Raw genomic sequence first — 24,129 nt, forward strand, 5'->3', positions numbered from 1 at the left:
TCGCGCCCAACTTCTTCGGCGAACCCGACAACTACATCGTCGCCAACCCGCTGGTGACGCCGCCGCACATCGTGCCCGAATGGTACCTGCTGCCGTTCTACGCGATCCTGCGCGCGATCACCTTCGACATCTGGTTCATCCCGGCGAAGCTGATCGGCGTGGTCGCCATGTTCGCCTCGATCCTGATCCTGATGCTGCTGCCGTGGCTGGACCGCGCCAAGGTGCGCAGCGCCCGCTTCCGCCCCGTGCACCGCCAGTTCTTCTGGGTGCTGGTGATCGACTGCTTCGTCCTCGGCTACGTCGGCGCCAATCCGCCCGAGGGCTACTTCATCCCGCTCGGCCAGGCGGCGACGGCGTATTACTTCCTGCATTTCCTGGTCGTGATCCCGCTGGTCAGCCTGTTCGAGCGGCCCAAGGCCGTCCCGGACAGCATCAGCGCCGCCGTCCTCAAGAAGGCGTGAGGAGCGCGCCATGAAAACAAAAATGACCCCCGCGACGCTGCTGGCCGCGCTCCTCGCGTTCGCCGCCCTCGCCCCCGCCCCCTCGGCCCTTGCCGCCGGCGCGCCCAAGCCGCCGGCGCAGGCCTGGTCGTTCGACGGGATTTTCGGGTCCTTCGACCGCGCCCAGGTGCGTCGCGGCCTGATCGTCTATCGCCAGGTGTGCGCGGCGTGCCATTCGCTCAACCTGGTCGCCTACCGCCACCTCGCCGGCATCGATCTGAGCGAAGACGAGATCAAGGCCATCGCCGAATCGGTCGAAGTCACCGACGGCCCCAACGACCAGGGCGAAATGTTCCAGCGTCCGGGCCGCCCCTCCGACAAGTTCAAGGCGCCGTTCCCCAACGACAAGGCGGCGCGCGCCGCCAACAACGGCGCCTATCCGCCGGATCTCTCGCTGATGGTCAAGGCGCGCAAGGGCGGTGCCGATTACTTGCATGCGGTGCTGACCGGCTACAAGGAAGCGCCCGCCGGCATCCAGCTCATGGATGGCATGTCCTACAACGTCTACTTCCCCGGCCAGCAGATCGCCATGGGCGCGCCGCTCAATGAGGGTTCGGTCGAATACGCCGACGGCACCAAGGCCACCGTCGACCAGATGGCCAAGGACGTCGTCGCGTTCCTGGCGTGGACCGCCGAGCCGGAGATGGAGGTGCGCAAGCGCCTCGGCCTCAAGGTGTTGCTGTTCCTCTTGGTGCTGACCGGCATGCTGTTCGCCTTGAAGCGCATGATCTGGTCGGACCTGCATTAGGAGAGCCACATCGATGACCCGCCGCCGGATCGCGCGGCTCGCCGCCGCGTTCGCGTTTTTCCTCTGTGCCCCGCAGGCGTTCGCGCAAAGCGCGGCGCGCGTCCAGTTCGACACCTCCCTCGGCAAGATCGTGATCGAGGTCGATGCGGCCAGGGCGCCGCGGACGGTCGAGAATTTCATGCGCCTGGTGCGCGCTGGATTCTACGACGGCACTATCTTCCACCGCGTCATCCCCGGCTTCATGGCCCAAGGCGGCGGCTTCACCCCCGACTACCAGCAGAAGCCGGCCGGACAGCCGGTGCGGAACGAATCACCGGGCGGCCTTTCCAACCTGCGCGGCACCGTGGCGATGGCGCGCACGTCGGATCCCCATTCGGCCACCGCCCAGTTCTTCATCAACGTCGCGGACAACAAGTTCCTCGACGCGGGCCCGCGCCACCCGGGCGGTTTCGGCTACGCGGTGTTCGGCGCGGTGGTCGAGGGCATGGAGGTCGTCGACCGCATGGTCGCGACCCCGACCGGACCGGCCGGCCCCTTCGACAAGGACGCGCCGAAGACGCCGATCGTCATCACCAAGGCGACGATCATTCGCTGAAAGTTTAGCGCAGGCTCGCCTCGATGTTGCCGCCGTCCACGGTCACGATCGCCGCCGTGGTCTTTTTCGCGAGGGCGAGGGCGACGAATTCGCGCGCCACGTCTTCCGCCGTCACTTCCTGCTTGAGCAGGTTGCCGGCCATGTAGTCGGCCTCGCTTAAGCCCCTCGCCTTCGAGCGCGACGCGATCATGTCGCCGGTGAGTAATCCCGAGCGGATGCGGTCGGCGTTGACCGCGTTCGAGCGGATGCCGTCCGCGCCGTGGTCGAGGGCGTATTGCTTCATCAGGAACAGCGTCGCCGCCTTGGGCAACCCGTAGGGGCCGAAGTCGCGGCCCGGGTTGACCGCCTGCTTCGAGGTATTGAACAGCAGGCACCCGCCCAATCCTTGCGCGCGCATGATGCGGACCGCGTGCTGCGCCACCCGCTGGTGGGCGAAGAAATTCAACTCGAAGCTTTGGCGCAGGGCGGCCTCGTCCACGTCGCCGATGCGGCCCTGCCAGGCGGCGCCCGCGTTGGACACCACGATATCGACCCCGCCGTAGGCGGCGGCGATGCGGTCGAACGCGGCCGCCACCTCGGCCGCGTCGGTCACGTCGCAGCCGAGCCCGAGACCCTTGACCGCCTTGGCCGCCGCCTCGGCGGCCTTGGCGTCGCGATCGAGCACGCAGACCTCGGCCCCTTCGGCGGCGAAGGCTTTCGCCGTCGCCGCGCCGATGCCGGAGCCGCCGCCGGTAACGACCACCACGTGGCGCGCGAGCGGCTTTTCGGCGCCCTTGCCCAATTTCGCCTGTTCGAGCGACCAGTATTCCACGTCGAAGGTGTCGGGCTCGGGGATCACCTGGTAGCGCCCGAGGGCCTCGGCGTCGCGGATGACCTCGACGTTGGTCTCGGCGAGATCGGCGGCGATCCGCGCCGCCTTTTTCGATTCGCCGAGCCCGAACAGGCCGAGCCCCGGCACCAGCACCACGCGCGGGATTGGGTCGAGTTCCTTCTTCGCGCCCTTGAAACGTTTGTTGTTGCGCGCGAAGTAGACGCGGTAGTCGGCGACGTAATCCCCGAGCGCCTTTTCGGCGGCCGACCTGAAGGCCGCGAGCTTGCCCGCTTCCGGCGCGGGCACGATCAAGGGCTTTTGCTTGGTGCGGATGACGTGATCGGGGGTCGCGGTGCCGGCCTGGCCGTAGCGGGCGAGGTCGCGGCCGTCGACGAACGCGCGTACCGTCGGATTAGTGCGGAAATCGAACACCAGACGCTTCCACTCATTACTCGCCCGCCTGTCGGCGGGACCGCGCCAGGCAGGGTTGACCGGAATGGCGAGCAGGCCGCGCAGGATGGGCGCCACCTCGGCCACGCTCGCGATCTTTTTCGGCAGCGGGCGGAGCGCGAACGTCTTGCGCCCGGCTTTCTTGATGCGCGCTTCCGCCGCCGAGACATGGCCGATCATGCGCCCGTAGGCTTCCTTCGCCGTCGCCCCGAAGGTGAAAATCCCGTGCTTCAGCAGGATTAATCCCTCGACGTCGGGATGGGCGCGGTAAATCTCGGCGGCTTTCTTGGCGAGCGCGAAGCCCGGCATGATGTAGGGCACGTAGGCCATTGTCGCGCCGTACACTTCGCGGCAGAGGGCCTCGCCGTCCGGCTGGTCGGTAAGCGCGAGCACCGCGTTGGAATGGGTATGGTCGATGAAGGGGTGCGGGATGAAGGCGTGCAGCAGCGTCTCGACCGAGGGATTGGGCGATCCGGAATCGATCAGGTTGCCGCGCTGGACGTTGACCATGTCTTCGTCCGAAAGCGCCTTGAGCTTCAAGAGGCCGAGCAGCGGTTTCAGCCGCACGGCGGGCAGGCCCTGGGGCTCGATGGTCGCCATGTCCCAGCCCGAGCCCTTGACGCAGAGCACCTCGACATCCTCCCCGGCGAGATCGCGCATCCGCGTCTTGACCGAGGTGTTGCCGCCCCCGTGCAGCACCAGCCTGGGCTCGCCCCCCAACAGGCGCGTGGTGTAGACCCGGAGCGCCACGTCGCGGGCGATGCCTTGCAGGGCGTAGTGCTTGACGCAGGCCTCGGCGTCGCGGTCGGACCAGAGATTTTTCATGGTGGCGCTATCTTCCATCTTCCCGCTTCGGCTGCCGGAACGGCTCGCTTTATCCTCCGCGCCGAGGCTCCGCGCAAGGTTCACGGCTTCGCGGGCGCGCGGCTTCCGGGGGCGGACGATCCGGTCCCCGCCATCCGATTGTCCCCGCTTTCCACCGGATTCACACGCCGTCCCGCCCCCTCCGGCCCGTCCCGGGCTTGCTAGTTTGCCTGCCGCCGCTCCGACCGCGCCGGGTGCGCGGGGACAACGGGCGTGGCTGTTTTTGGGAACAGGGGACTTCGCATGAAAGTTCGCCTTGCCCGGACGGGAACGATCCTGGTCGCGGGTTCGATCGGGATTCTGTCATCCTGCGGATGGGTCCAGGAAAAGTTCCAGGTGGACTCGTTCGTGCACCGCGACGAGGCCATGTCCGGCAAAAGCGGCGGACCCTTGGTGAAGGATCTCGATAAGCCCGGAAACATCATCATCCGGCCCTTCGACCTGGACAAGGGAACGCTGCTCGGCTCGACCCAACCGGCGAGTCAACAGGCGGTTACCGACAAGAGCGCGCGCGACCGGCTGCTCGATCACTTGCTTTACCTCTCCGACCAGGTGTGCGAACAGCATAAGACCCGGATCGCCGCCAACGCCGCTAGCATGAATGCGACCTTTTCCGGGATCACCACCCTGCTCGGCGCGGCCGGAGCCATCGTCACCGGCGAGACCGCCGCCCGCATCCTCGCCGGCACCGCCGGCGCCGCGAGCGGTCTGCAGTCGAACATTAACGAGCATTTCTACCAAAATAATCTTGCCCTCGCCGTCAATCGCCAGATCGACCGCCAGCGCATCGCCAAGCTGAGGGAGATCAACCAGAGTCGCACCAAGGATCTGAACATCTATTCGCTCGAAGGCATGATTCGCGACGTCGCCCAGTACCACGAGCTTTGCTCGTTCCACGCCGGGGTCGCCGGCCTGACCGACGAGACCAAGCGCCCGGCGACCGTCGACGAGTTGCGCGGCAAAATCGAATCCGTGCGCATGCAAATCCGCGCCAACCAGGACACCCTCGCCCTGATGGACCAACGCGGCCTCAAGACCAAGCCCGAGTATCGCCAATTGGAGATCGCCAACGGCACCCTCGGCCGGTCGCTCGGGTTTCTCACCAACCAACTGAACGTGGTCATGACCAGCGCCAACTCCGGCGCGTTCGCGGCCGAGACCGACGTTCTCGCCAAAAGCGACATTCCCGCGCTGAAGATCGCTTCGACGCGAAACGATGTCACAATCTGGCGGACGCGCCTGATCAAGGTTCTCGACGACATGCCGGCGGCGGGCGTGAAAAAGCCGGCCGATGCCGAGAAAACGAGCATCGCCACGGCCGTCGCAAAAGCGACCGGTCTAATCGATCCCAAGCTCAAGGCTTTCGACGAGACGGACAAGAAGGATGCCTTGTCCTACAGCCTGATCCGGCTGGAGGCGGGTTTGGAGGGAATTTCCGGAAACGATCGCGACACGAAAATCGGCGAGATCAACAAAATACTGGCCGACGCGCGAAGCAAAATCCTGATCCCGCTCCGCCATCTGGCGGCCAGTTACGAAACGGCCTTCGCCAAGGCCGAAGCCGAAATCCGCGCGGGTAAATACGAAGACGCCGCGAAGACTCTCGCCGGCTACGCTCCCCCGGAATAAAAGCGCCGCCGGATCGGCATACCCCGGCTAGGTCGCGGACGAGACCTTGCCGGGCGTAGTGGCGGCTGGAGGGCGGATGGCTCCCGTCGGCAAGAACGGTTTCGCCGTCATTGCAAGGGGGTGTCGCGCGAATGCGCGCCTATCGGCGCGACGCGCGAATGCATGCATCACGGCGTGATACCGATGAAGCAATCCAAGAAGCGGCGAATTTGCGCCGTTTCCCTGTGTCGCCACGGACGCTTCGCGCCCTCGCGATGACGCCCGGGAGGTATTTTGCAACGGCCCGCTAAGGTTCCCGGCCGTAGGGTCCGAGGGTCAACGCGCGCGTAAAACCCTCGTCAGACCGACGTCGAAAGTTTATAATTATTCAAATAACCGATTGAATAGTATTTCGAGACGCATCGGCGCCACATTGGGGAAAAACCTTACTTAGTTACCCAAATAAAAATCCCTATTGTTTTTATGGCGACAAGCCGATTTTGTACAGAATTCTAGGTTTGGTTGGTAAACACTAAGAAAAATAGCCTTTTCCGGGGGGAGGGGGGGATGGCCGAAGAAAACGGCACGCCTGGGACGGGCGGAGCCGAAATCCGAAACCGGATTCTTGCTGCCTGCCTTATTTTTATTGCGCTCGTTTCCGCGCTGTTCGCGTTTCGCGCCCGGCAGATTTACGATGAATCCTACGCCGGCGCCGTGGCCGAACTGTCCGGCCAAACGCTCGCGCTCAAGGCGTTCACCGAGGAATCGCTCGGCAACATCGACGCCCAACTCCAGGTCGTTGCCGCGCGCGTGCGCGCGGCGAACGGCGTCCGCGCGCCCGAACTTCGCGATCTCGGCGCGGTATTCACCATACGGCGGTTCAACCCACCGTACCTGCACGCCATGGCCCTGGCCGACGCGGACGGGCGCGTGCTCCATGCCCCCATCGCCGAGATGTCGCCGAGCTTCGCCGAGCGCCCCTATTTCATCCATCACCGCGACAATCCGGGGCTCGGCCCCAATTTCACCAGGACGACGGCGGCCGTCGTCGATCCCGGCGTCAAGCGCTTCACCATCAGCCGCCGGCTGGAAACCGCCAATGGCGAATTCGCCGGCACCGTTGTCGCTTTTCTCGACGCCGAGAAGCTGTCGGCCGAATACGCGCGCCTGCGCGTCCGCCCCGAAAGCTCGTTCGCCCTGATCGACGCCGACGGGGCGCTGGTGACGCGCATGCCGTATTCACCGGACTTCGTCGGCCAGACCATCCGTACCCCGCAGCGCAAGGGCGATGTCAAATTGGCGGTTGTGCCCGACACGCCCGCCGCTTTCATCCGGCCCGAGTCCCTCGACGGCCACGCTCGTCTCATCGTCCAGCGGCAGCTCGATCGTTATCCTTTCTCGGTCGGGTCGACGCTGACCTTGGACGCCGTCGAAGCCCGCTGGCGACGGGAATGGCCACGGTTGGCGCTGGTCTGGTGCATCGTTGTGCTGACGACGATCACGGGCGGAGTCCTGCTGGTCCGGCAGACCGGGCGCCTGCTCGCGGCGCGCGAAACCCTCGGCCACGCCAACCGCGAACTGGATTTCTACAAATACGCCCTCGACCACCACGCCATCGTCGGCATCACCGACGTGGCCGGGAACATCGTCTACGCCAACGACAAGTTTTGCGATATTTCCAAATATGACCGCGAGGAACTTGTCGGCCAGAACCACCGCATCCTCAATTCCGGCGTTCATCCGAAGGCGTTTTTTCGCGACATATGGCGCGCCATCGCGCGCGGCGAGGTCTGGCGCGGCGAAATCTGCAACCGGGCCAAGGACGGATCGCTCTATTGGGTGGACACGGCAATCGTGCCGCTGCCGAACGAACGCGGCAGGCCGTTCCGCTATTTCGCGATTCGCATCGATGTCACCCAACGCAAGCAGATGGAGGTGGACCTGGTCGCCGCCAAGACCGAAGCCGAGGCGGCGAACCGTTTCAGGGGCGAACTGCTCGCCAACACCAGCCACGAATTGCGCACGCCGCTCAACGCCGTCATCGGCTTTTCCGACATCCTGAAGACCGAAGCGTTCGGCCCTCTGTCCCCCAAGTACCGGGAGTACGCCGCCGACATCAACAACGCCGGGCGCCACCTGCTCCGGCTCGTCAACGACATTCTCGACATGTCGGCGATCGACGCCGGCAAGCTCGATCTGGCCGAGGAGAGGCTGGACCTGGTCGATCTCCTCAAGGACGTGACCCGGCTGATCAACCATCGGGCCGAGGCCGGCGGAATCGAGTTGCGCGCGAAAATTCCCGAGAAGCTTCCTTTCCTGGTCGCCGACGAACGCCGCATCAAGCAGATCACGCTCAACCTTCTGTCCAACGCCATCAAGTTCAACGCGCCGGGCGGGTCGGTGACGCTCGCGGCCGGACGGACGGCGGACGGATCGCTGTTCTTTTCCGTCGCCGATACCGGCGTCGGCATGGACGAAGAAGAGGTCGCGGTGGCGATGTCCCGGTTCGGGCAGGTCGATTCCAGCCTCGCGCGCAAGCACGAGGGCACCGGTCTCGGCCTGCCGCTCGCCCACGAATTGGTCGAACTCCACGGCGGCCGCTTCGAGATCGCCAGCGCCAAGGGCCGGGGCACCACCGTGACCGTGACGTTTCCCCCGGAGCGGACGGTCAGGATTTAGGATCTGGCCCAGCGGGCCGCGAAAAAAACTCCTCCCGCCCGCCCGCTAAATCGAATCCCCGAATTCACGATAAACCCACCAGCCCGCGAGCAAGGCGAGCGCGAGCCAGATCGCGACCACGACGCCGGCGGCGGCGCGGCTGGCGGGAAGGCGTTCGGCAGCGCGCGCCCGGGCGCGGTGTTCGGCCATGATCGCGGGCGGAATCAGGCGAACGGCGAGATAGATCCCGAGCGGGACCAGAAGCAGATCGTCGAGGTAGCCGATCACCGGAATGAAATCGGGAATGAGGTCGATCGGCGAGACGGCGTAGGCGACGACCGCGACCGCCAGCGCCTTGGCCGCCCACGGCACCCGGGGATCGCGGCCGGCGAGATAGAGGGCATGCAGCTCGCTTCGGATCGCGCGCGCCCAGGATTGAAGCCGCCCGATCAAGCGACGCGCCGTTCGGGAAAGAGCCGGGCGAGGCCTTCGCGCGAGGCCGGACATACGCCTTTTTCGGTGATCAGCGCGGTGACCAAGCGCGCCGGCGTCACGTCGAAGGCCGGGTTGGCGGCGGGGCTAGCCGCGGGCGTCAGCTGGATGCTTTCGATCCGGCCGTCGCCGGCGCGTCCGGCGATGCGGGTGACTTCGTCGGGGTTCCGTTCCTCGATCGGGATTTCCCTGAGGCCGTCGCTCACCGTCCAGTCGATGGTTGGACTCGGCAGGGCGACGTAGAACGGCACGCCCGTGTCGTGGGCCGCCAGCGCCTTCAAATACGTGCCGATCTTGTTGCACACGTCGCCTTGCGCCGTGACCCGGTCGGTGCCGACGATGCAGAAATCGACCCGGCCGCGCTGCATCAAATGCCCGCCCGCGTTGTCGACGATCACCGTGTGCGGCACGCCGTGGTTGGCCAGTTCCCACGCGGTCAAGGAGGCGCCCTGGTTGCGCGGGCGGGTTTCGTCGACCCAGACATGGACTGGGAGCCCGGAGTCGAACGCCTTGTAGATCGGCGCGGTCGCCGTGCCCCAATCGACGGTGGCGAGCCAGCCCGCGTTGCAATGGGTGAGCACGTTGAGCCGATCGCGCCGCCCCTTGCGCTCCCAGGCCTCGCGGAAAATCTTCAACCCGTGGTCGCCGATGGCCGAGTTGATGGCGACGTCCTCGTTGCAGATTTCGCCCGCACGGGCAAAGGCGGACGCGGCGCGGGCCTTGGGCGCAATCGGCATCAGCGCCGACGCCATCTCGTCCAGCGCCCAGCGCAGGTTGATCGCCGTCGGCCGGGTCGCGATCAGCAGCGCGCGGGCGGCGTTGAGACCCGCGTCGCTCGGATCGCGGCGCATGGCGAGCGCCACCCCGTAGGCCGCCGTCGCCCCGATCAGCGGCGCGCCGCGTACCCACATTTCGGCGATGGCGCGGGCGGCATCCTCGGGCGTCGCCAAGCGCGCGGTCACGAATTCGTGCGGCAGGCGGCGCTGGTCGATGATCTCGACCGCGTTTCCGTCCGGCGCGGACCAAATGGTGCGCGTGGGCTTGCCGTCGACCTTCATTTTTGGGCGCGCTTCTTCTTAGGGGGCGCCGCGCCCAGCACCCGGCCGGCGACTGCCGACAGTTTCTTCACCATGACGCGGCTCCGCTTCTCCGGATGGGTGATGACGGCGTTGTCGAGCGCGGTATGGCACCCCTTGGCGCACGATTCCGTCCGCGCCGAGAGCGCGGGCACCACCCGGCGGATCAACGCGCGGGCCTTGTCCGCGTTGTCGAACAGCACCTTGATCACCGCCTCGACCGAGACATGGCCGTGGTCCGGATGCCAGCAGTCGTAGTCGGTGACCATGGCGACGGTGGCGTAGCACATCTCGGCCTCGCGCGCGAGCTTGGCCTCGGGCATGTTGGTCATGCCGATCACGTCGCTGCCCCAGGATCGGTAGAGATTCGATTCGGCCTGGGTCGAAAATTGCGGACCTTCCATGACCAGGTAGGTGCCGCCGCGCGCGACCGGGATTCCCTCCGCCTTCGCCGCCCCGTGCAGCGCGTCGCCGAGCCGGCCGCAGACCGGGTGGCCCATGCCGACGTGGGCCACCAAGCCGGGGCCGAAGAAGGTTTTTTCCCGGGCGAAGGTGCGGTCGATGAACTGGTCGACGATCACGAACGTGCCGGGCGGCAGGTCCTCGCGCAGCGAACCGCACGCCGAGACCGAGACGATGTCGGTCACGCCCGCGCGCTTGAGGACGTCGATGTTAGCGCGGAAGTTGAGCGCCGACGGCGGAATAAAGTGGCCGCGACCGTGGCGGGGCAGGAAAACGACCCGCTGGCCGTCGAGCGTGCCGAAGAGCAGCGCGTCGGACGGCTCGCCGAAGGGCGAGGCGATCTTGCGCCAGCGGGCGTTCCTCAACCCGTCGATGGCGTAGACGCCGCTGCCGCCGATGATGCCGATGACGGGGGGCGTTCCGGGAAGTTTGCTCATGGGCGATCCGTTTTGTGTCAGATTAAGGGGTGCCGCGCAAATGCCGGGCAAGGAACGCGAAGGACCGGGCGAAGGCGGCGCGCGCGGCTTCCGGCCGGTACGCGGCGCGCATGTCGCAGGCGAAGCCGTGCGGTCCGGGATAGATTTCGGTCTCGACCGCGGGATGGGCGCTTCGGACGGCGGCGATGGTTTCGGGCGGAATGCTGGAGTCCTCGTCGCCGAAGATCAGGAGCGTCGGGCATTTCGGTTTCTCGGCGGGATAGTCGACGATCTGGGCGCCGTAATAGCATACCGCCGCGTCGACCGGGTTTTTTGCGGCAGCCCTCCAGGCCATGGAGCCGCCCCAACAGTAGCCGATCACGCCGACGCGCCCGGCGAAACGCACCGATTCGGCCGCCGCACGAAGGTCGTGCAAAGATAAATCCCACGAAAATCGCCCGCGCAATTCGCGCCCGCGCGCCACGTCGGCGTCACCGTAGTCGAGCTCGACGCCCTTCTCGGCGCGGTCGAACAGCGCCGGGGCGACGACCGCAAAACCGAGGGACGCGTAACGGTCGGTCACCCGCCGGATGTGCTCGTTGACCCCGAAGATTTCCTGCGCCACCACCAGGCCGGCGAGCGGCTCCGGCCCGACACTTTTCCAGGCGGCCAGCTCGTGGCCGTCGGCGGCCTTCAGCGTCGTCCATTCGCCCATGGGAACTCCCCGTTAACTCATATATTCAACGCAAAAACGGCCGGAAGGGCCAGGGATTACGGCCGATACTCTGGATGCGTGCATCGAGCGGGTGTCGGATTCGACTCTAAATAGATGTTCTGGTAATGTTCTTTAGAGCCAGGAGGACTCATGAGGCCGTTGCGAGTTCTTCGGAGCCACTTTTTCGTTCTCGCCACGATGGCCGCGACCGCCGCGTGCCAGACGGACGGGTCGTTTCCCAACTTTTCATCATCGTCTTCATCATTCTCGTCACCCACGCCGACCAGAGTTTCGCAAGCCGTATATCTTCCCTTCTACGATCAGGGCGATCATTTAGCCAGCCTCGTCCAGGAATCGCGATTTGAGGACGCGGTGCGGCTTTACGACGAACAACGCGAATACTTCCGCCAACCCGAGGCCGCCGTCAAACACGCGACCCTACTGCGTCGAACGGCGGATTATTTCAACACCAAAACCGAGGCCGATCTAGCCAAGGCCTCGGAAGCCCTCGCCTCGGCTTGGCCGGTCCCGCAGGCCGAATGGGCCGCCGTGCGCGGCCGACTCGCCGAGGGCGCAAAAGCGTTGGCGGCGTACCCCGAACACGCGCTGCTCAAGAGCCCCGAGTTTCGTTCCGAGGCCGCCAAACGGCTCGAAACGGCCCTGACCCAATTGCGGGAAAAATTGAACGCCTCGGCCCCGGATGCGTTTCTGGCATTCGATCATTTTTCCGGCGGGTCCTTCTTCGACGCCTACCCGATCGACCTGGACAAGCTGAACTTTACGGCGCGCCATTTCGACGCCTTGAAAAACCGACTCGATCGATCGCCCAGTTCGGCCCTGCGCGCGTTCGCCCAAAACTATCCTCGCGACGTTTTGGGCGACGAACGCTGGCGCGAACTTGGCGGACTTTTTACCGCAAGGATTCTCAATGAAACGTCGCGCGGCGGCAAGCCCGACCTTAAAGCGACCCTGCAGGCCGTGCGCTCCGCCAAGGCGGCGGGGTTCGACGTCAAGGCCGTGCCGGGTGCGCGCATCGCCTTCGTCGAGATTACCAGCCACGCGCTGCTCAAGAGCGGCGGCGTCGAGTTCCCCGTCGAGGTCGATGTGGACTTGCCGACCGATGTCTCGCGCGCCTCGCTCGACACGGCGTTGTCCGAGACCGGGCCCTCGAAAGGCGACTATGTCGTCGCGTTCGACGTCGCGCTCGCCAAGGCCAGCCGGCGGATCACCGACACCAAAAAGACCCCTGCGCAAAAAATCGTCGGACATAAAACCGTACCCAATCCTGATTACAACATCCTGCAGAACGAATTGAACCAAGCGCAAGTCGAAATGCAAAGCGCAGCAATGCAGTCCGCTTCGACCAACGCACAATATTGTTATGGGGTTGGATGTTTCGGAAAGGCGCTGGCTCAAATAGCGAGCGCCGCTGGAGAGGCCGCCGCGAGAGAGAAAGTTCAGAAATTGATGGAACGACTGCGCACGACTCCGATGACTGTTGATCAGCCGGTTTTCGAACCCTATCAATTCGACAAGGCGACCGTCCGGGGCACCAAAACGATGACGGTTCATTACTATGTTATTGATCGCGCCCGCCGCACTTACTTCAAATCCACCTTCGACATCGTCGAGCGGCGCACCTTCGAGCCGATCTACAATGTCCACGACAACGATCCGGCCAAGGATACCCATTATGCCAGCGGCCACAGGGACGAGGACGTCAAGAGGTGGGAAGAAGAATCGGCAACCGTGCGCCTGAGCCAGCTGGTCGATCACTATCTCGCCCACAAAGGCCAGGAAAAGCCGCTGCCCGACCTGGCCGCTCTTCGCCAGGAAATGCTTGCCGACAAGAACCGCGCCCTCGCCAAGCATGAGGCTGCCCGGTTCGACGCCCGTCCGCTCAACGACACGCGCTTCGACAATGTCGTGGTCGTGTACGTTGGCGCAAAGAAGTCACTGGGCACCGGATTTTTCGTCGCGTCCGACGTGGTGCTGACCAACTGGCACGTGGTCGAGGATAAGCCGTTTGTCGAAATGAAGATGTACGACAAGCAGGAAACCTTCGGCAAGGTCATCGCCAAGGATGTGCGACTCGATTTGGCGCTGATCAAGGTCCAAAGCCGCGGCCGGCCGGTGCGGTTCTATACCGACAAAACGATCGATCTCGGTAAAACGGTGGAGGCCATCGGCCACCCCAGGGGGCTCGAGTTCAGCATTACCCGCGGCGTGGTCAGCGCCGTACGGCAACGCCCGGGGATTAATCTCTCGGGTGGCGGCGGCAAGGATGTGCTTTACATCCAAACCGACGCGCCGATCAATCCCGGCAATTCGGGCGGGCCCTTGTTCCTCGGCGACCGGGTCGTTGGAGTAAATACCTTCGGCGCCCGTAAAGACACCGCGGAAGGGCTCAACTTCGCCGTTCATTACTCGGAAGTCCTCGAATTCCTGCGCGAACATCTGCCCGGCTTCCAGGCGAAGTCCGAATAGCGAAAGGCCGATCCATGAAACGCCGACTCTTCACCATTGCCGCCATCACTTTCGCCGGCCTCGCGCTCGCCGCCTGCGGCAACGTCGTCAACCCGCCCGCGCGTTACGGCATGGTCAAGGACCCGGATACCGGTCTTCAGTTCGGCTCCGTCATCGAGAAAAACATCGTGACTGACCCGTCGTTCCATAAGAACCGACAGATCAAGGTGCGGGTGCGCAATACCTCGGGCGACGTCGCCTTCAATTTGAAGCGATTCACCGATCAAATCCGAAGCGCTTATCGCGAAACCGGCTACATCCCGACCGACGGCGACGATTTCGGCATGATGGTCGATGTCAACGTGGTCTACAGCGGCCATATTCAAAAGAACTATGCCGACGAGTTTTCCTTTCTCGGCGCCAGCGCCGGCGCGGCCGCCGGGGGGATCGCCGGTTACCGGTCGAACACGACCGCCGGCACCGCCATCGGCTTGGCCGCGGGCACCTTCGCCGGCGCAACCATCGGCAGCATCATCGGCAGCTACGTCACCGACGACACCTACATCATCATCGCGCGCGTGACCTTCGGGATCATCCGCGGCCCCCGTCCCCGCGACGGAAAGTCCATCACCTTCAGCCGCAGCATCACCGGGCACCCGGAGGACGAAGAAGAACGCGAGGAAAAAAGACAGGAGCGCGGCATACGCGATTCCGCCAGTACGCGCATCGCGGTATTCGCCGGCGGGCGCAACGTCCGGCAGTCCGAGATCGCGGAGGAAGTGCGCCAGCGGTTCGTGCGCATCATCGGCGACGTGATCTAGCTGGCGCCGCTCACTCCCCGACCGTCGCCTCGACCCGCCCGGTCTTGATCCAGGCGACGATCGCGCCCATGGCCGCCGCCTCGCGGCCCTGGTGGGAGTGGTGGTGGCCGGCGCCGCAAGGATCGCCGTCGGCCTCGCCGCCCTTGACCGTCACCAGATTGCCCTTGGCGTAGGCGCGCACCATCCCGTAGGGCGTAACCGGGCAGGCGTCATTTTCATGATGCACATGCAGCATCGGGATGTCCGCCGCCTTGCCCGGAAATTCCGACCAGAGATTGCCGAGAACCTGGAGGAGATGCCCCTTGGGGTTGGCCACGTTGATGGTCGCCGAATGGACGATGCCGGCGACCTCGCCCTTGGCGAGATTGACGTTAAGCCAGCGCGAGCTGACCGTGCCGATGCTGTGGCCGAGGATGTAGGCTTTCGCCAGGCCGTGACGTTCCTTCAAGTGCGCCAGCATCTTGCGCACGTCGTCGGCGTGCTGGCGCGACTTGCGGTAGTCGTTGAGGCAGGCGGTCGCCGGCGGGCGCGGGGTTTCGCCCCACTGGTCGGTCGGGCAATCCATCTGCGCGAGCGCGATGCCGGATTGCATCAGCACTCGATGCGCTTCGCCGTTGCGCCCGATCCAGCCGAGATTGCGCCGCTTGTCGTCCACCGAATTCGCCAGCATGTAGCCAGGATTGCCCCGGAAGAAGAGCAGTGCCGTGTCGGTCGGCCGCGCGGGCAGCGTCAGGATCGCCCTCTGGGTCACGGGCACGGCCTTGCCGCCCTCGTCGCGCGTGCGGCCGGTATCGACCGCGACGAATACCTCGGTAAACGCCGGCACCTGCGCCTGTGCCTGTGCCGGCACAGTGACAACACATAACAGCGCCGCCAACCAAATCCGCATCGTCATCGTGCCCCCCTTGCCGGCCGCGCGCCGGCGTTTCGCGAATTTACACGTTGAAACGAAACAGTATCACGTCGCCGTCCTGGACCACGTAGTCGCGCCCTTCCTGGCGCATCCTGCCCGCCTGCTTGGCGCCCGCTTCGCCGCCGCAGGCGATGAAGTCGGCGTACGCAATGGTTTCGGCGGCGATGAAGCCGCGCGCGAAATCGGTGTGGATAGTCCCGGCGGCCTCGGCCGCGGTCGCGCCTTTGTGCACGGTCCAGGCGCGCACCTCCTTGGGCCCGGCGGTGAAGAAGGTGATCAGGCCGAGCAGCCGGTAGCCGGCGCGGATGACGCGCGCGAGCCCGGTTTCGGCGAGGCCCAAATCGGCGAGAAAAGCGGCGCGTTCGGCGGCGTCGGTCAGTTCGGCGACTTCCGATTCGATCCGCGCCGAAATGACGACCGCGTCGGCGCCTTGCGCCGTGGCCCAGGCTTCCGCGCGCGAAGACAGCGCGTTGCCCTCGGCGGCGCTCGCTTCCTCGACGTTGCAGACGTAGAGGACCGGCTTGGCGGTCAAAAGCTGCATCATGCGGAAGGTTTTTTTCTCGGCCTCGGGCACCTCGACCGCGCGCGCGGGCGTTCCCTGGCCGAGCGCCTTGGCGAGCCGTTCGGCCAGGTCCAACTCCGCCTTGGCCTCCTTGTCGCCGCCGCGCGCGCGCTTGGTCAGCGCCGGAATGCGTTTTTCCAGGCTGTCCAAGTCGGCGAGCATCAGTTCGGTCTCGACCGTTTCCGCGTCGCGCACCGGATCGATGCCCCCCTCGACGTGGGTGACGTTCGCGTCCGCGAAGCAGCGGAGCACGTGCAGGATCGCGTCCACTTCGCGGATGTTGGCGAGGAACTTGTTGCCGAGCCCTTCGCCCCGGGAGGCGCCCCGCACCAAACCGGCGATGTCGACGAATTCGAGCTGGGTCGGCGTGACCTTGGCGGGCTTTTCCAGGGCGGCGATGCGGTCAAGCCGCTCGTCCGGCACCGCCACCCGGCCGATGTTGGGCGCGATGGTGCAGAAAGGAAAATTGGCCGCTTCCGCCGCCTGGGTCGCGGTCAGCGCGTTGAAAAGCGTGGATTTGCCGACATTCGGCAAACCCACGATGCCGCAGTTGAAGCCCATGCTAGGAGTCCTTCGCCGGCGTTTCGTCCGTCTTCTTCGGCTTCGGCGGCTGCACGGCGGCCGCGACGCGGCTCATGAAGCCGCCATCGTCTCCCGCGAGCAGGCGGGGAAATTCGTCGGCGATCGCGGCCAGCATTTTTTCCACCCAGCCGTCGTGTTCGGCCTTGGCGAAGTCGGCGAGCACGTAGTCCGCGACCCGTTCGGGATCGCCGGGATGGCCGACCCCGATCCGCACCCGCAGGAAATCCGGCCCGAGATGATCGGCGATGCTGTCGAGCCCGTTGTGGCCGGCATTGCCGCCGCCCTTCTTGACCCGGAGCTTCCCCGGCGCGAGATCGATCTCGTCGTGCAGGACGACGATGTCCTCGACCGGGATCTTGAAGAAGCGCGCGGCTTCCGCCACCGATTGGCCCGATTCGTTCATGTAGGTCATCGGTTTCAGCAGCGCCACGCGCGCGCCGCCGATCGTCCCTTCCGCGTACTCGCCCGCGAATTTTTTGCGCCAGGGCGCGAAGCCGTGCGCGCGCGCGATCGCGTCCGCCGCCATGAAGCCGACGTTGTGGCGATTGCGCGCGTAATGCGGCCCGGGATTGCCGAGCCCGACGATGAGCCGCATTGCGCGCCCCGAATCCCCGACGCCGGGTCGGCTTTACTTCTTGCCCTTGGCCTCGGGCTTGGCCGCGCCCGCCGCCGGAGCCGCCGCCGCGCCCGCCGCCGGAGCCGCCGCCGCGCCCGCGGCCGGAGCCGCCGCCGCGCCTTCGGCCGGAACCGCCGCCGCGCCCTCGACCGCCGCCGCTTCGGTCGGCTTGACCTCTTCTTCGTAACGGGTCGGCGCCGCGATGGTCGCCACCGTGAAGTCGCGGTCCCGAATCGCCGGCCGCACGCCCTCGGGCAGCTTGATGTGGCTGATGTGGACGCTGTCACCGATCTTGAGGCCGTCGAGATCGACGGTCAGGACCTCGGGGATCTTATCGGCCTTGCACACCAGCTCGACGTCGTGGCGGACGACGTTAAGCACGCCGCCGACCTTGAGGCCCGGCGATTTGCCCTCGTTGATGAACTCGACCCTGACCTCGACGCGCAGTTCCGCGTTGGGCCCGAAGCGCATGAAGTCGACGTGCAGCGGCCGGTCGCTGACCGGATCGACCTGCACGTCGCGCGCCAGCGCCCGCATCGATTCGCCGTCGAGCTTGAGTTCGAACACGCGCGAGCGAAAACCGGGGCGGCCCAATTCGCGGGCCACGTCGCGCGGGTCGAGGGAAATGTTGAACGGGGGCTTGTTGTCGCCGTAGACGACCGCGGGAACCCGTCCCGCGCGACGCACGGCCCGGGCTGCCCCCTTACCTGCCCGTTCCCGCCGCTCGGCGGGCATTTGCACGACCTGAACCATCTTCCATGCTCCTTCAGCTTTCAGGTTTGGTTCCCCGCGGCCTCCAGGGGTGCCGCCGGGGTCTCAAGTCCGCCGGTTCTCAATCGAACAGGCTGGATACGGACGATTCCTCGCTGATGCGCCGGATCGCCTCCGCGATCAAAGGCGCGATCGACAGCTGCTCGATGTTGTTGGAGACGCGCACGGCCTCGGTCGCCTGAATGCTGTCGGTGATGATCATTTTTTCGAGCGGCGACGAGGTCACCCGCGCGACCGCGCCGCCGGACAGCACACCGTGGGTGACGTACGCCGAAACCGAGGTCGCGCCGGCATCCTTGAGCGCGGCGGCCGCGTTGCACAGCGTGCCGGCCGAATCGACGATGTCGTCGACCAGCAGGCAGCGCCGGCCCTTGACGTCGCCGATGATGTTCATCACTTCGGACACGCTGGCGCGCTCGCGGCGCTTGTCGATGATGGCGAGATCGGCGTTGAACCGCTTGGCCAGCCCGCGCGCGCGCACGACGCCGCCCACGTCGGGCGAGACGAACATCAGGTCCTCGCCGTTGAAGCGCGACTGGATGTCCTTCACGAACACCGGCGCGGCGTAGAGATTGTCGACGGGAATATCGAAGAAACCCTGAATCTGGCCGGCGTGCAGATCCACGGTCAGCACCCGGTCGGCACCGGCCCGCGTGATGATGTTGGCGACGAGCTTGGCCGAAATCGGCGTGCGCGGTCCCGATTTGCGGTCCTGGCGCGCGTAGCCGAAATAGGGGATCACGGCGGTGACGCGGCGCGCCGACCCGCGCTTCAGGGCGTCGACCGCGACCAGCAATTCCATCAGGTTGTCGTTGGCGGGGTACGATGTCGACTGCACCAGGAACACGTCCTCGCCGCGGACGTTTTCGTGGATTTCCACGAACACCTCGAGATCGGGAAAACGGCGGATGGTCGCCTTGGTCATCGGCAGGTGCAAATAGGCGGCGATGGCCTCGGCCAACGGCCGATTGCTGTTGCCCGCGAGGATTTTCATGACCGAACCCGACTCGTTCCCCCGCGCGCCGCGCGGGGTTACCCGATGAACGGGACAACCGCTTGTCCCAAAAGGAAAATTCCCGGCCGCAACGAACCCTGTCGCGGCCGAGAGCGGCGGAATGTAACAAGCGTGCTCCGCCCTGTAAACGCCCGGAATGACGACGCGCTTCCGGTTTTTCACGCAACCCGCGGTTAGAAATAATCCTTATTTTGCAATACCCTGGTTCCCTATAGACTTTCGGGAGCACGCCCTTGCCGGCAGCGGCCAGGCGGGAAGGCGGACGGCGCCAGGAGATGGCGGTCGCCGCGCCGACGGGAAGACTAATGTGGGGTCATTGAGCAAGGTGGCGAAGTCTTCCCCGATCCGCGCGCCGTTCGTCCACACCCTGCGGGCGCGCGTTCTGCTGATCGTCGCGGTCGCAATCGTGCCGATGGCCGTGTGGGCGACCCTCGCCGCCGCGATCAGCCAGCGCGATGCGATCGCCCGCGCCGAGAAGGAGCTTCTCGCCACCGCCCGCGTCCTCGCCGCCCGTCACGAAAGCATCGTCAACGAAACCCGCGCGCTGCTGCGCGCGCTCGGCCACGCCGGCCCGGTCGCCTCGGGCGACGCGCGGGCGTGCAGTAAATTGCTTCGCGAGACCGTCGAGCAGGCGCCCATGCTCGAAAACATGGTCGTCACGGCGCCCAACGGGCAGGTCTGGTGCAGCGGCCTGCCGTTGCCGGCTTATCCGATCAATCTCGCCGACCGGGCCTGGTTCGAACAGGCGATCAAGACCGGCACCTTCGTCGTCGGCGATTACCAGGTCGCGCGCATCTCGGGCAACGTGATAGTCGTGCACGCTTATCCCTACGTCGGTCCGAGCGGCATCGTCGATTGGGTCATATCCGGCGCCCTCGATCTCAATTGGGCCCACCAGCAGGCCGCGCTGGCCGGCTTGCAGCCGGACACACAACTGTTTCTCCTCGATTCGCGCGGCGTGATCCTCGTCGATTACCCGCGAGGGGAGCGCGTCGGACAGTCCGTACTCGATACCGGGCTCGAGCCGGTTCTGGCCGCGAGGGCCGCCTCCGTTTTTCGGAGCAAAAATCTGGGGGATGGTACTTTCCTTTTCGCGTCCATTCCGCTGTTCGTTCAGAATCGGGCCATTTCCCATGTCGTGGTCGGAACCCCGATCGAGTCGGTGCTGGCATCCTCCCGGGCGGAACTGTACCGCACCTTGACGACGATCGCCGTTCTCGGCTTCATTGCCGCCGCGTTCGCCATCGGGCTGGCCGACCGCTTGCTGACGCGGCGCACCGACCGGCTGATCGCCGCCGCCACGCGCCTGGAGTTCGGCGATTTGGCCGCGCGCACCGGATTGTCCGAATCGCCCGACGAGATCGGACGGCTGGCCCGCGCCTTCGACCGGATGGCCGCGGCGCTCGAGCATTCCAGCCAGGAACAGAGAAAGGAGGAGGAACGCTGGCGGGACCTGGCCGACGCGACGCTCGATGGCGTCCTCGTCCACGACGGCGAGACCATCTTGGACGTCAATCGGCGGCTTGCGGAAATTTTCGGCTACGAGCCGGGCGAACTGCGCGGCGCCGCGCTGTCGCGCCTGGCGCCCGACGACCATGCCGCGATGCTGGCGGCTTACGCCCGCAACCAGGGTACGAATCTCGTCCGCCTCGCCGGCCGGCGCAAGGACGGCGCGGCGATACCGATCGAAATGTCCGGCGGGCAGGCCTATTACGCCGGCGCGGCCAGGAACGTTCTCTCGATCCGCGATGTCAGCCGCGAAGCGGCGCTCCGCTCGCGCGTGCAGTGGCTGTCGCAGCTCGCCGAGCAAAGCCCGTCCTCGGTCATGATCACCAACACCGACGGCGTCATCGAGTACGTCAACGCGCGCTTTTCCGAGACCTCCTTGTATCCGCCGGAAGAAGCCATCGGCAAAAGATCCAATCTCCTCAACTCGGGGCTCAACCCGCCCGAGGTGTTCGAGAGCCTCTGGCGCACCATCACGGCGGGCAACGTTTGGCGCGGCGAGATTCTCAATCGGCGCAAGGACGGATCGCTGTACTGGGAATACGAGATCATCTCGCCGATCCGCGACGACGGCGGGCGTATCACCCATTACGCCGCCATGAAGGAAGACGTCACGCTGCGCAAGGAATACGAAGAAAGGCTCCTGCGCCAGGCCCACTTCGACGAATTGACCGGCTTGCCCAACCGGCTGCTCGCCCGCGACCGCCTGAACGGAGCGCTCGCGCGGGCCGGGCGCGACGATACCAAGGTGGCCGTGATCATGGTCGATCTCGACGGCTTCAAGAAGATCAACGACACCCTCGGCCACGCCGTGGGCGATTCGCTGCTCAACGTCATCGCGACACGGCTCAAAGGGGGCCTGCGCGAGGCCGACTCGGTCGCCCGGCTCGGCGGCGACGAGTTTTTGGTCGTTCTGCCCGACCTCAAACAGGACCTGTCGGCGGACATCGCGGGGCGCAAGATTCTCTTCGCCTGCGCCCAACCGGCCACCATCGGCACGCACGAATTGTTCGTGTCCGCGAGTCTCGGCATCGCGCTTTACCCCGACGACGGCGACAGCCCGGACATCTTGATCAGGAACGCCGAAACCGCCATGTACGAGGCCAAGCGCGCGGGTAAGAACCGCATGATGCCGTTCCGCAGGGAAGCGGGCTTGCGCATCGTGCGCCACGTCGCCCTGGAGACCGGCCTGCGCCGGGCCCTGGACCGCAACGAGCTGTCGCTCGTCTATCAGCCGATCATGGATCTCGCCACCGGAGCGGTGGCGGGCGCGGAAGCGCTGCTGCGCTGGAAAAACCCGGAATTGGGCGATGTCAGCCCGGCCGAATTCATCCCGATCGCCGAGGAAGCCGATCTCATCCAGAACATCGGCGACTGGGTCCTCAAGGAAAGCTGCCGCGCCGCCGCCGAGCTCCGGCGCCGCAACGGCCGCCCGCTGTTCATGTCGATCAACCTGTCGGCGCGCCAGATGGACCGCCGCATCGTGGACCAGATCGCCGAGGCCCTCGACACCCATTCCCTTCCCCCGGATTTTCTCAAGGTGGAAGTCACCGAAACCCTTCTCATGCGCGACGTGCCTCTGACGCTGGAAATCATGGAATCGATGCGCAATCTCGGCGTTGGCCTGTCGCTCGACGATTTCGGCACCGGGTATTCGTCGCTGAGCTACATCAAGAAATCCCCGTTCAGCATGCTCAAGATCGACCAAATCTTCATCCGCGGCGTCCTGCTCGATGCCCGCGACCGTCGCCTGTTTTCCGGGATCGTGGCCATGGCGCGGTCGCTCGGGCTCGACATCGCCGTCGAAGGGATCGAAACGTCCGAGCATTTGTGGCTGGCGCGCGGCGAACGGTGTTCCTACGCCCAAGGGTATCTGTTCAGCCCGCCCATGCCGTTCGGTTCGTTCGTCGAATTTCTCGACCGGAAAACCGTGATCAGTTCGTGAGAGCGAAAGCCGACGGTGTCATCTGGGCGGCGGCAACGCGCGCCCCGGCACCTGTGGCAACGGCGGCGTCGACGGCCGGCCGAATAATTCCTCGACCCCGTCGGCGGCGGCGTTGGCGACCATAACCGCCACCTGCCCCCAAGCGCCGTTGAGGCTGCCGGCGGGGATCGTGTTTTCCTGGATGGCGCGGCCGACCTGGCCGCCGCTCACGGTGGTTACGGTCCAAACCACCTTGGCCCGCTGGCGCCCGTTGGTCGGGGGCGCGATCTCGACCCGACCTTCGATCAGGAACACCGCCTGGCGCGGATCTTCCGTCACCATGAAGTTGCGGATGCGGAGCGCCTGCTTGATCGCCAACATCAACGCCTGGTTGCCGTCGCCGGGCGCGCCCTCGACCAATTTGACCAGAATCACCGGATTGGCCCAGGCCGAAGATAAGGGCGAGCCCTGCACTGGCGCGACCGGCGCCGAGGCGATCTCGCGCACCGGCAGCGCGGGCGCGAGCGGCGGCGCGGCTTGCGGAACGGCCTGTGGAAACGGTTGCGGTACGGCTTGCGCGGCGGCGACGGCGCCGGCGGGCGCGTAAACCGGAGGCTCTTGCCGGGCCGGCGCGGACGGTCGCGCGAGCGAATCCCCGCGCGTGTCAACAGGCGCGGCGACCGGTTGGTTCGACGCGATCTCACCGCCGAGGACGAACCCATCCTCGCGCGGGTTGGCCGGGCGGGACGCCACCAAGCGAGGCGATTCGTTGCGCAGCAGCGCCGCCGCCTTGGGTGCGATTTCGGAAGCAATCATCTGCACCGCCGACAGCGCGGCGCGCGTCCACAGCTTGCGATCCATGGCTGCGATCTGGCGGTGTTCGGCGATCGGCGCGCCGTCGCGGCCGCGGTAGGTCCAGGCGATCTCGAGCCAAACGACGCTGTCGCCTTCCTCGATGGTTTCGACGTGGCCCTCGATCGTCCGCGACCGGCCGTCGGGCGCCGTTCCGGCGCGGGCGTTCGGCGTCGTCGCCCGCAACAGGCGCGCGATTTCCTCGGCCAACGCCGGCCGCCCGAGCCAATCGGTGCCGGCGAGCGGCAGCACGATCACCTGCGGGTCGTCGGCGATGGCCGTATCGCCGCCGCCGAAGGAGAACCAGCCGCCGACGCGCGAGCCCAATTCGCCCACCTGGGACGGGATACGCTTGACCGTGTCGCACGCGCCCAACAGCGCAAGCAGCGTCAGAACCGCCACAACGCGGGGCGCCTCGCTCATGGCGACCTCCCGAACGGCTGGGACGGCGCACCGTCGGCGGCGGCGAAGCTTTTCGCCGTCGGCACGGGCAGACCGGCGGCGGCGGGCACGGCCGGAACCTTCAGGCGACGTTAGGAGGTTTGTTTGGGCGCAGAGCGCGCGGCCGACTCCTCCGCGCGACCCGGTAGGGGCGCTTCATTCGACGCGCGCGGGGATTCGCCCGCGCGCCGGATCACGTCGGCGATGCCCGCCACCGCCGCGCTCGCCACCAGCGACGCCATCGACCCCCAGGCGCCGTCCAGGG

Annotated in this window: 19 protein-coding genes; 8 read left to right on the forward strand and 11 right to left on the reverse strand. The window is 65.9% G+C overall.

Annotated elements, in window-relative coordinates; translation table 11 throughout:
- The 3 genes from FJ311_10990 to FJ311_11000 form a co-directional block, all read left to right on the forward strand.
- The coding region (locus FJ311_10990) for a cytochrome C (protein ID MBM3951966.1) at nucleotides 1–461 on the forward strand (461 nt) is incomplete at its 5' end.
- 22 nt (nucleotides 462–483) lie between these two features.
- Nucleotides 484–1,248 carry a cytochrome c1 gene (locus tag FJ311_10995; protein ID MBM3951967.1) on the forward strand — a complete coding sequence of 255 codons (765 nt, stop codon included), beginning with the start codon at nucleotides 484–486 and terminating at the stop codon, nucleotides 1,246–1,248.
- A gap of 13 nt (nucleotides 1,249–1,261) precedes the next feature.
- Nucleotides 1,262–1,843, forward strand: a complete 582-nt coding sequence (locus FJ311_11000) for a peptidyl-prolyl cis-trans isomerase (protein ID MBM3951968.1) — start codon at nucleotides 1,262–1,264, stop codon at nucleotides 1,841–1,843.
- 4 nt (nucleotides 1,844–1,847) lie between these two features.
- Here the strand turns inward: FJ311_11000 and FJ311_11005 are convergent, their stop codons facing one another.
- Nucleotides 1,848–3,929 (reverse strand): bifunctional aldolase/short-chain dehydrogenase, encoded by a 2,082-nt coding sequence (locus tag FJ311_11005; protein ID MBM3951969.1) that lies wholly within the window; start codon nucleotides 3,927–3,929, stop codon nucleotides 1,848–1,850.
- Between the two features lie 282 nt (nucleotides 3,930–4,211).
- Between FJ311_11005 and FJ311_11010 the strand changes: the two genes are divergently transcribed.
- Both FJ311_11010 and FJ311_11015 read left to right on the forward strand, forming a co-directional pair.
- Entirely contained in the window at nucleotides 4,212–5,597 is a 1,386-nt protein-coding gene (locus FJ311_11010; GenBank protein MBM3951970.1) for a hypothetical protein, read from the forward strand.
- Between the two features lie 546 nt (nucleotides 5,598–6,143).
- Nucleotides 6,144–8,255: a PAS domain S-box protein gene (locus FJ311_11015; GenBank protein MBM3951971.1), complete on the forward strand. Its 2,112-nt coding sequence runs from the start codon at nucleotides 6,144–6,146 to the stop codon at nucleotides 8,253–8,255.
- A 45-nt stretch (nucleotides 8,256–8,300) separates the two neighbouring features.
- Here the strand turns inward: FJ311_11015 and FJ311_11020 are convergent, their stop codons facing one another.
- Genes FJ311_11020 through FJ311_11035 form a run of 4 tightly spaced genes read right to left on the reverse strand, consistent with a single transcriptional unit; the run spans nucleotide 8,301 to nucleotide 11,395 of the window.
- The gene (locus FJ311_11020; GenBank protein MBM3951972.1) at nucleotides 8,301–8,741 is read right to left on the reverse strand and encodes a DUF1232 domain-containing protein; all 441 of its coding nucleotides are present in this window, start codon (nucleotides 8,739–8,741) and stop codon (nucleotides 8,301–8,303) included.
- Complete coding sequence (gene mtnA / locus FJ311_11025; protein ID MBM3951973.1) at nucleotides 8,684–9,784, reverse strand: S-methyl-5-thioribose-1-phosphate isomerase; 1,101 nt, start codon at nucleotides 9,782–9,784, stop codon at nucleotides 8,684–8,686. Before mtnA ends, FJ311_11020 begins: the two co-directional genes overlap by 58 nt.
- On the reverse strand, nucleotides 9,781–10,701 hold the full coding sequence (locus FJ311_11030; GenBank protein ID MBM3951974.1) for an S-methyl-5'-thioadenosine phosphorylase: 921 nt from the start codon (nucleotides 10,699–10,701) through the stop codon (nucleotides 9,781–9,783). Before FJ311_11030 ends, mtnA begins: the two co-directional genes overlap by 4 nt.
- Before the next feature lie 22 nt (nucleotides 10,702–10,723).
- Complete coding sequence (locus FJ311_11035) at nucleotides 10,724–11,395, reverse strand: dienelactone hydrolase family protein (GenBank protein MBM3951975.1); 672 nt, start codon at nucleotides 11,393–11,395, stop codon at nucleotides 10,724–10,726.
- 150 nt (nucleotides 11,396–11,545) lie between these two features.
- On the opposite strand from FJ311_11035, the gene FJ311_11040 reads away from it, so the two are divergent.
- On the forward strand, nucleotides 11,546–13,882 hold the full coding sequence (locus FJ311_11040) for a trypsin-like serine protease (GenBank protein MBM3951976.1): 2,337 nt from the start codon (nucleotides 11,546–11,548) through the stop codon (nucleotides 13,880–13,882).
- Nucleotides 13,883–13,896: 14 nt separating this feature from the next.
- Nucleotides 13,897–14,682: a hypothetical protein gene (locus FJ311_11045; GenBank protein ID MBM3951977.1), complete on the forward strand. Its 786-nt coding sequence runs from the start codon at nucleotides 13,897–13,899 to the stop codon at nucleotides 14,680–14,682.
- A 10-nt stretch (nucleotides 14,683–14,692) separates the two neighbouring features.
- Here FJ311_11045 and FJ311_11050 read toward each other — a convergent pair whose 3' ends face one another.
- The 5 genes from FJ311_11050 to FJ311_11070 all read right to left on the reverse strand — a co-directional run bounded on the left by FJ311_11050 (nucleotide 14,693) and on the right by FJ311_11070 (nucleotide 19,120).
- Nucleotides 14,693–15,577 carry an alpha/beta hydrolase gene (locus FJ311_11050; protein MBM3951978.1) on the reverse strand — a complete coding sequence of 295 codons (885 nt, stop codon included), beginning with the start codon at nucleotides 15,575–15,577 and terminating at the stop codon, nucleotides 14,693–14,695.
- Nucleotides 15,578–15,617: 40 nt separating this feature from the next.
- A complete protein-coding gene (gene ychF / locus FJ311_11055) occupies nucleotides 15,618–16,718 on the reverse strand; it encodes a redox-regulated ATPase YchF (GenBank protein MBM3951979.1) in 1,101 nt (366 codons plus the stop codon).
- Nucleotide 16,719: 1 nt separating this feature from the next.
- The gene (locus tag FJ311_11060) at nucleotides 16,720–17,334 is read right to left on the reverse strand and encodes an aminoacyl-tRNA hydrolase (protein MBM3951980.1); all 615 of its coding nucleotides are present in this window, start codon (nucleotides 17,332–17,334) and stop codon (nucleotides 16,720–16,722) included.
- A gap of 33 nt (nucleotides 17,335–17,367) precedes the next feature.
- Nucleotides 17,368–18,108: a 50S ribosomal protein L25/general stress protein Ctc gene (locus tag FJ311_11065; GenBank protein MBM3951981.1), complete on the reverse strand. Its 741-nt coding sequence runs from the start codon at nucleotides 18,106–18,108 to the stop codon at nucleotides 17,368–17,370.
- A 79-nt stretch (nucleotides 18,109–18,187) separates the two neighbouring features.
- On the reverse strand, nucleotides 18,188–19,120 hold the full coding sequence (locus tag FJ311_11070) for a ribose-phosphate pyrophosphokinase (GenBank protein ID MBM3951982.1): 933 nt from the start codon (nucleotides 19,118–19,120) through the stop codon (nucleotides 18,188–18,190).
- Between the two features lie 346 nt (nucleotides 19,121–19,466).
- Between FJ311_11070 and FJ311_11075 the strand changes: the two genes are divergently transcribed.
- Complete coding sequence (locus FJ311_11075; protein ID MBM3951983.1) at nucleotides 19,467–22,592, forward strand: EAL domain-containing protein; 3,126 nt, start codon at nucleotides 19,467–19,469, stop codon at nucleotides 22,590–22,592.
- A gap of 18 nt (nucleotides 22,593–22,610) precedes the next feature.
- Here FJ311_11075 and FJ311_11080 read toward each other — a convergent pair whose 3' ends face one another.
- Nucleotides 22,611–23,846 carry a hypothetical protein gene (locus tag FJ311_11080; protein MBM3951984.1) on the reverse strand — a complete coding sequence of 412 codons (1,236 nt, stop codon included), beginning with the start codon at nucleotides 23,844–23,846 and terminating at the stop codon, nucleotides 22,611–22,613.
- Nucleotides 23,847–24,129 lie beyond the last annotated feature (283 nt).

It is taken from the genome of Rhodospirillales bacterium (genome assembly GCA_016872535.1).
GTDB lineage: Bacteria > Pseudomonadota > Alphaproteobacteria > Rhodospirillales > 2-12-FULL-67-15 > 2-12-FULL-67-15.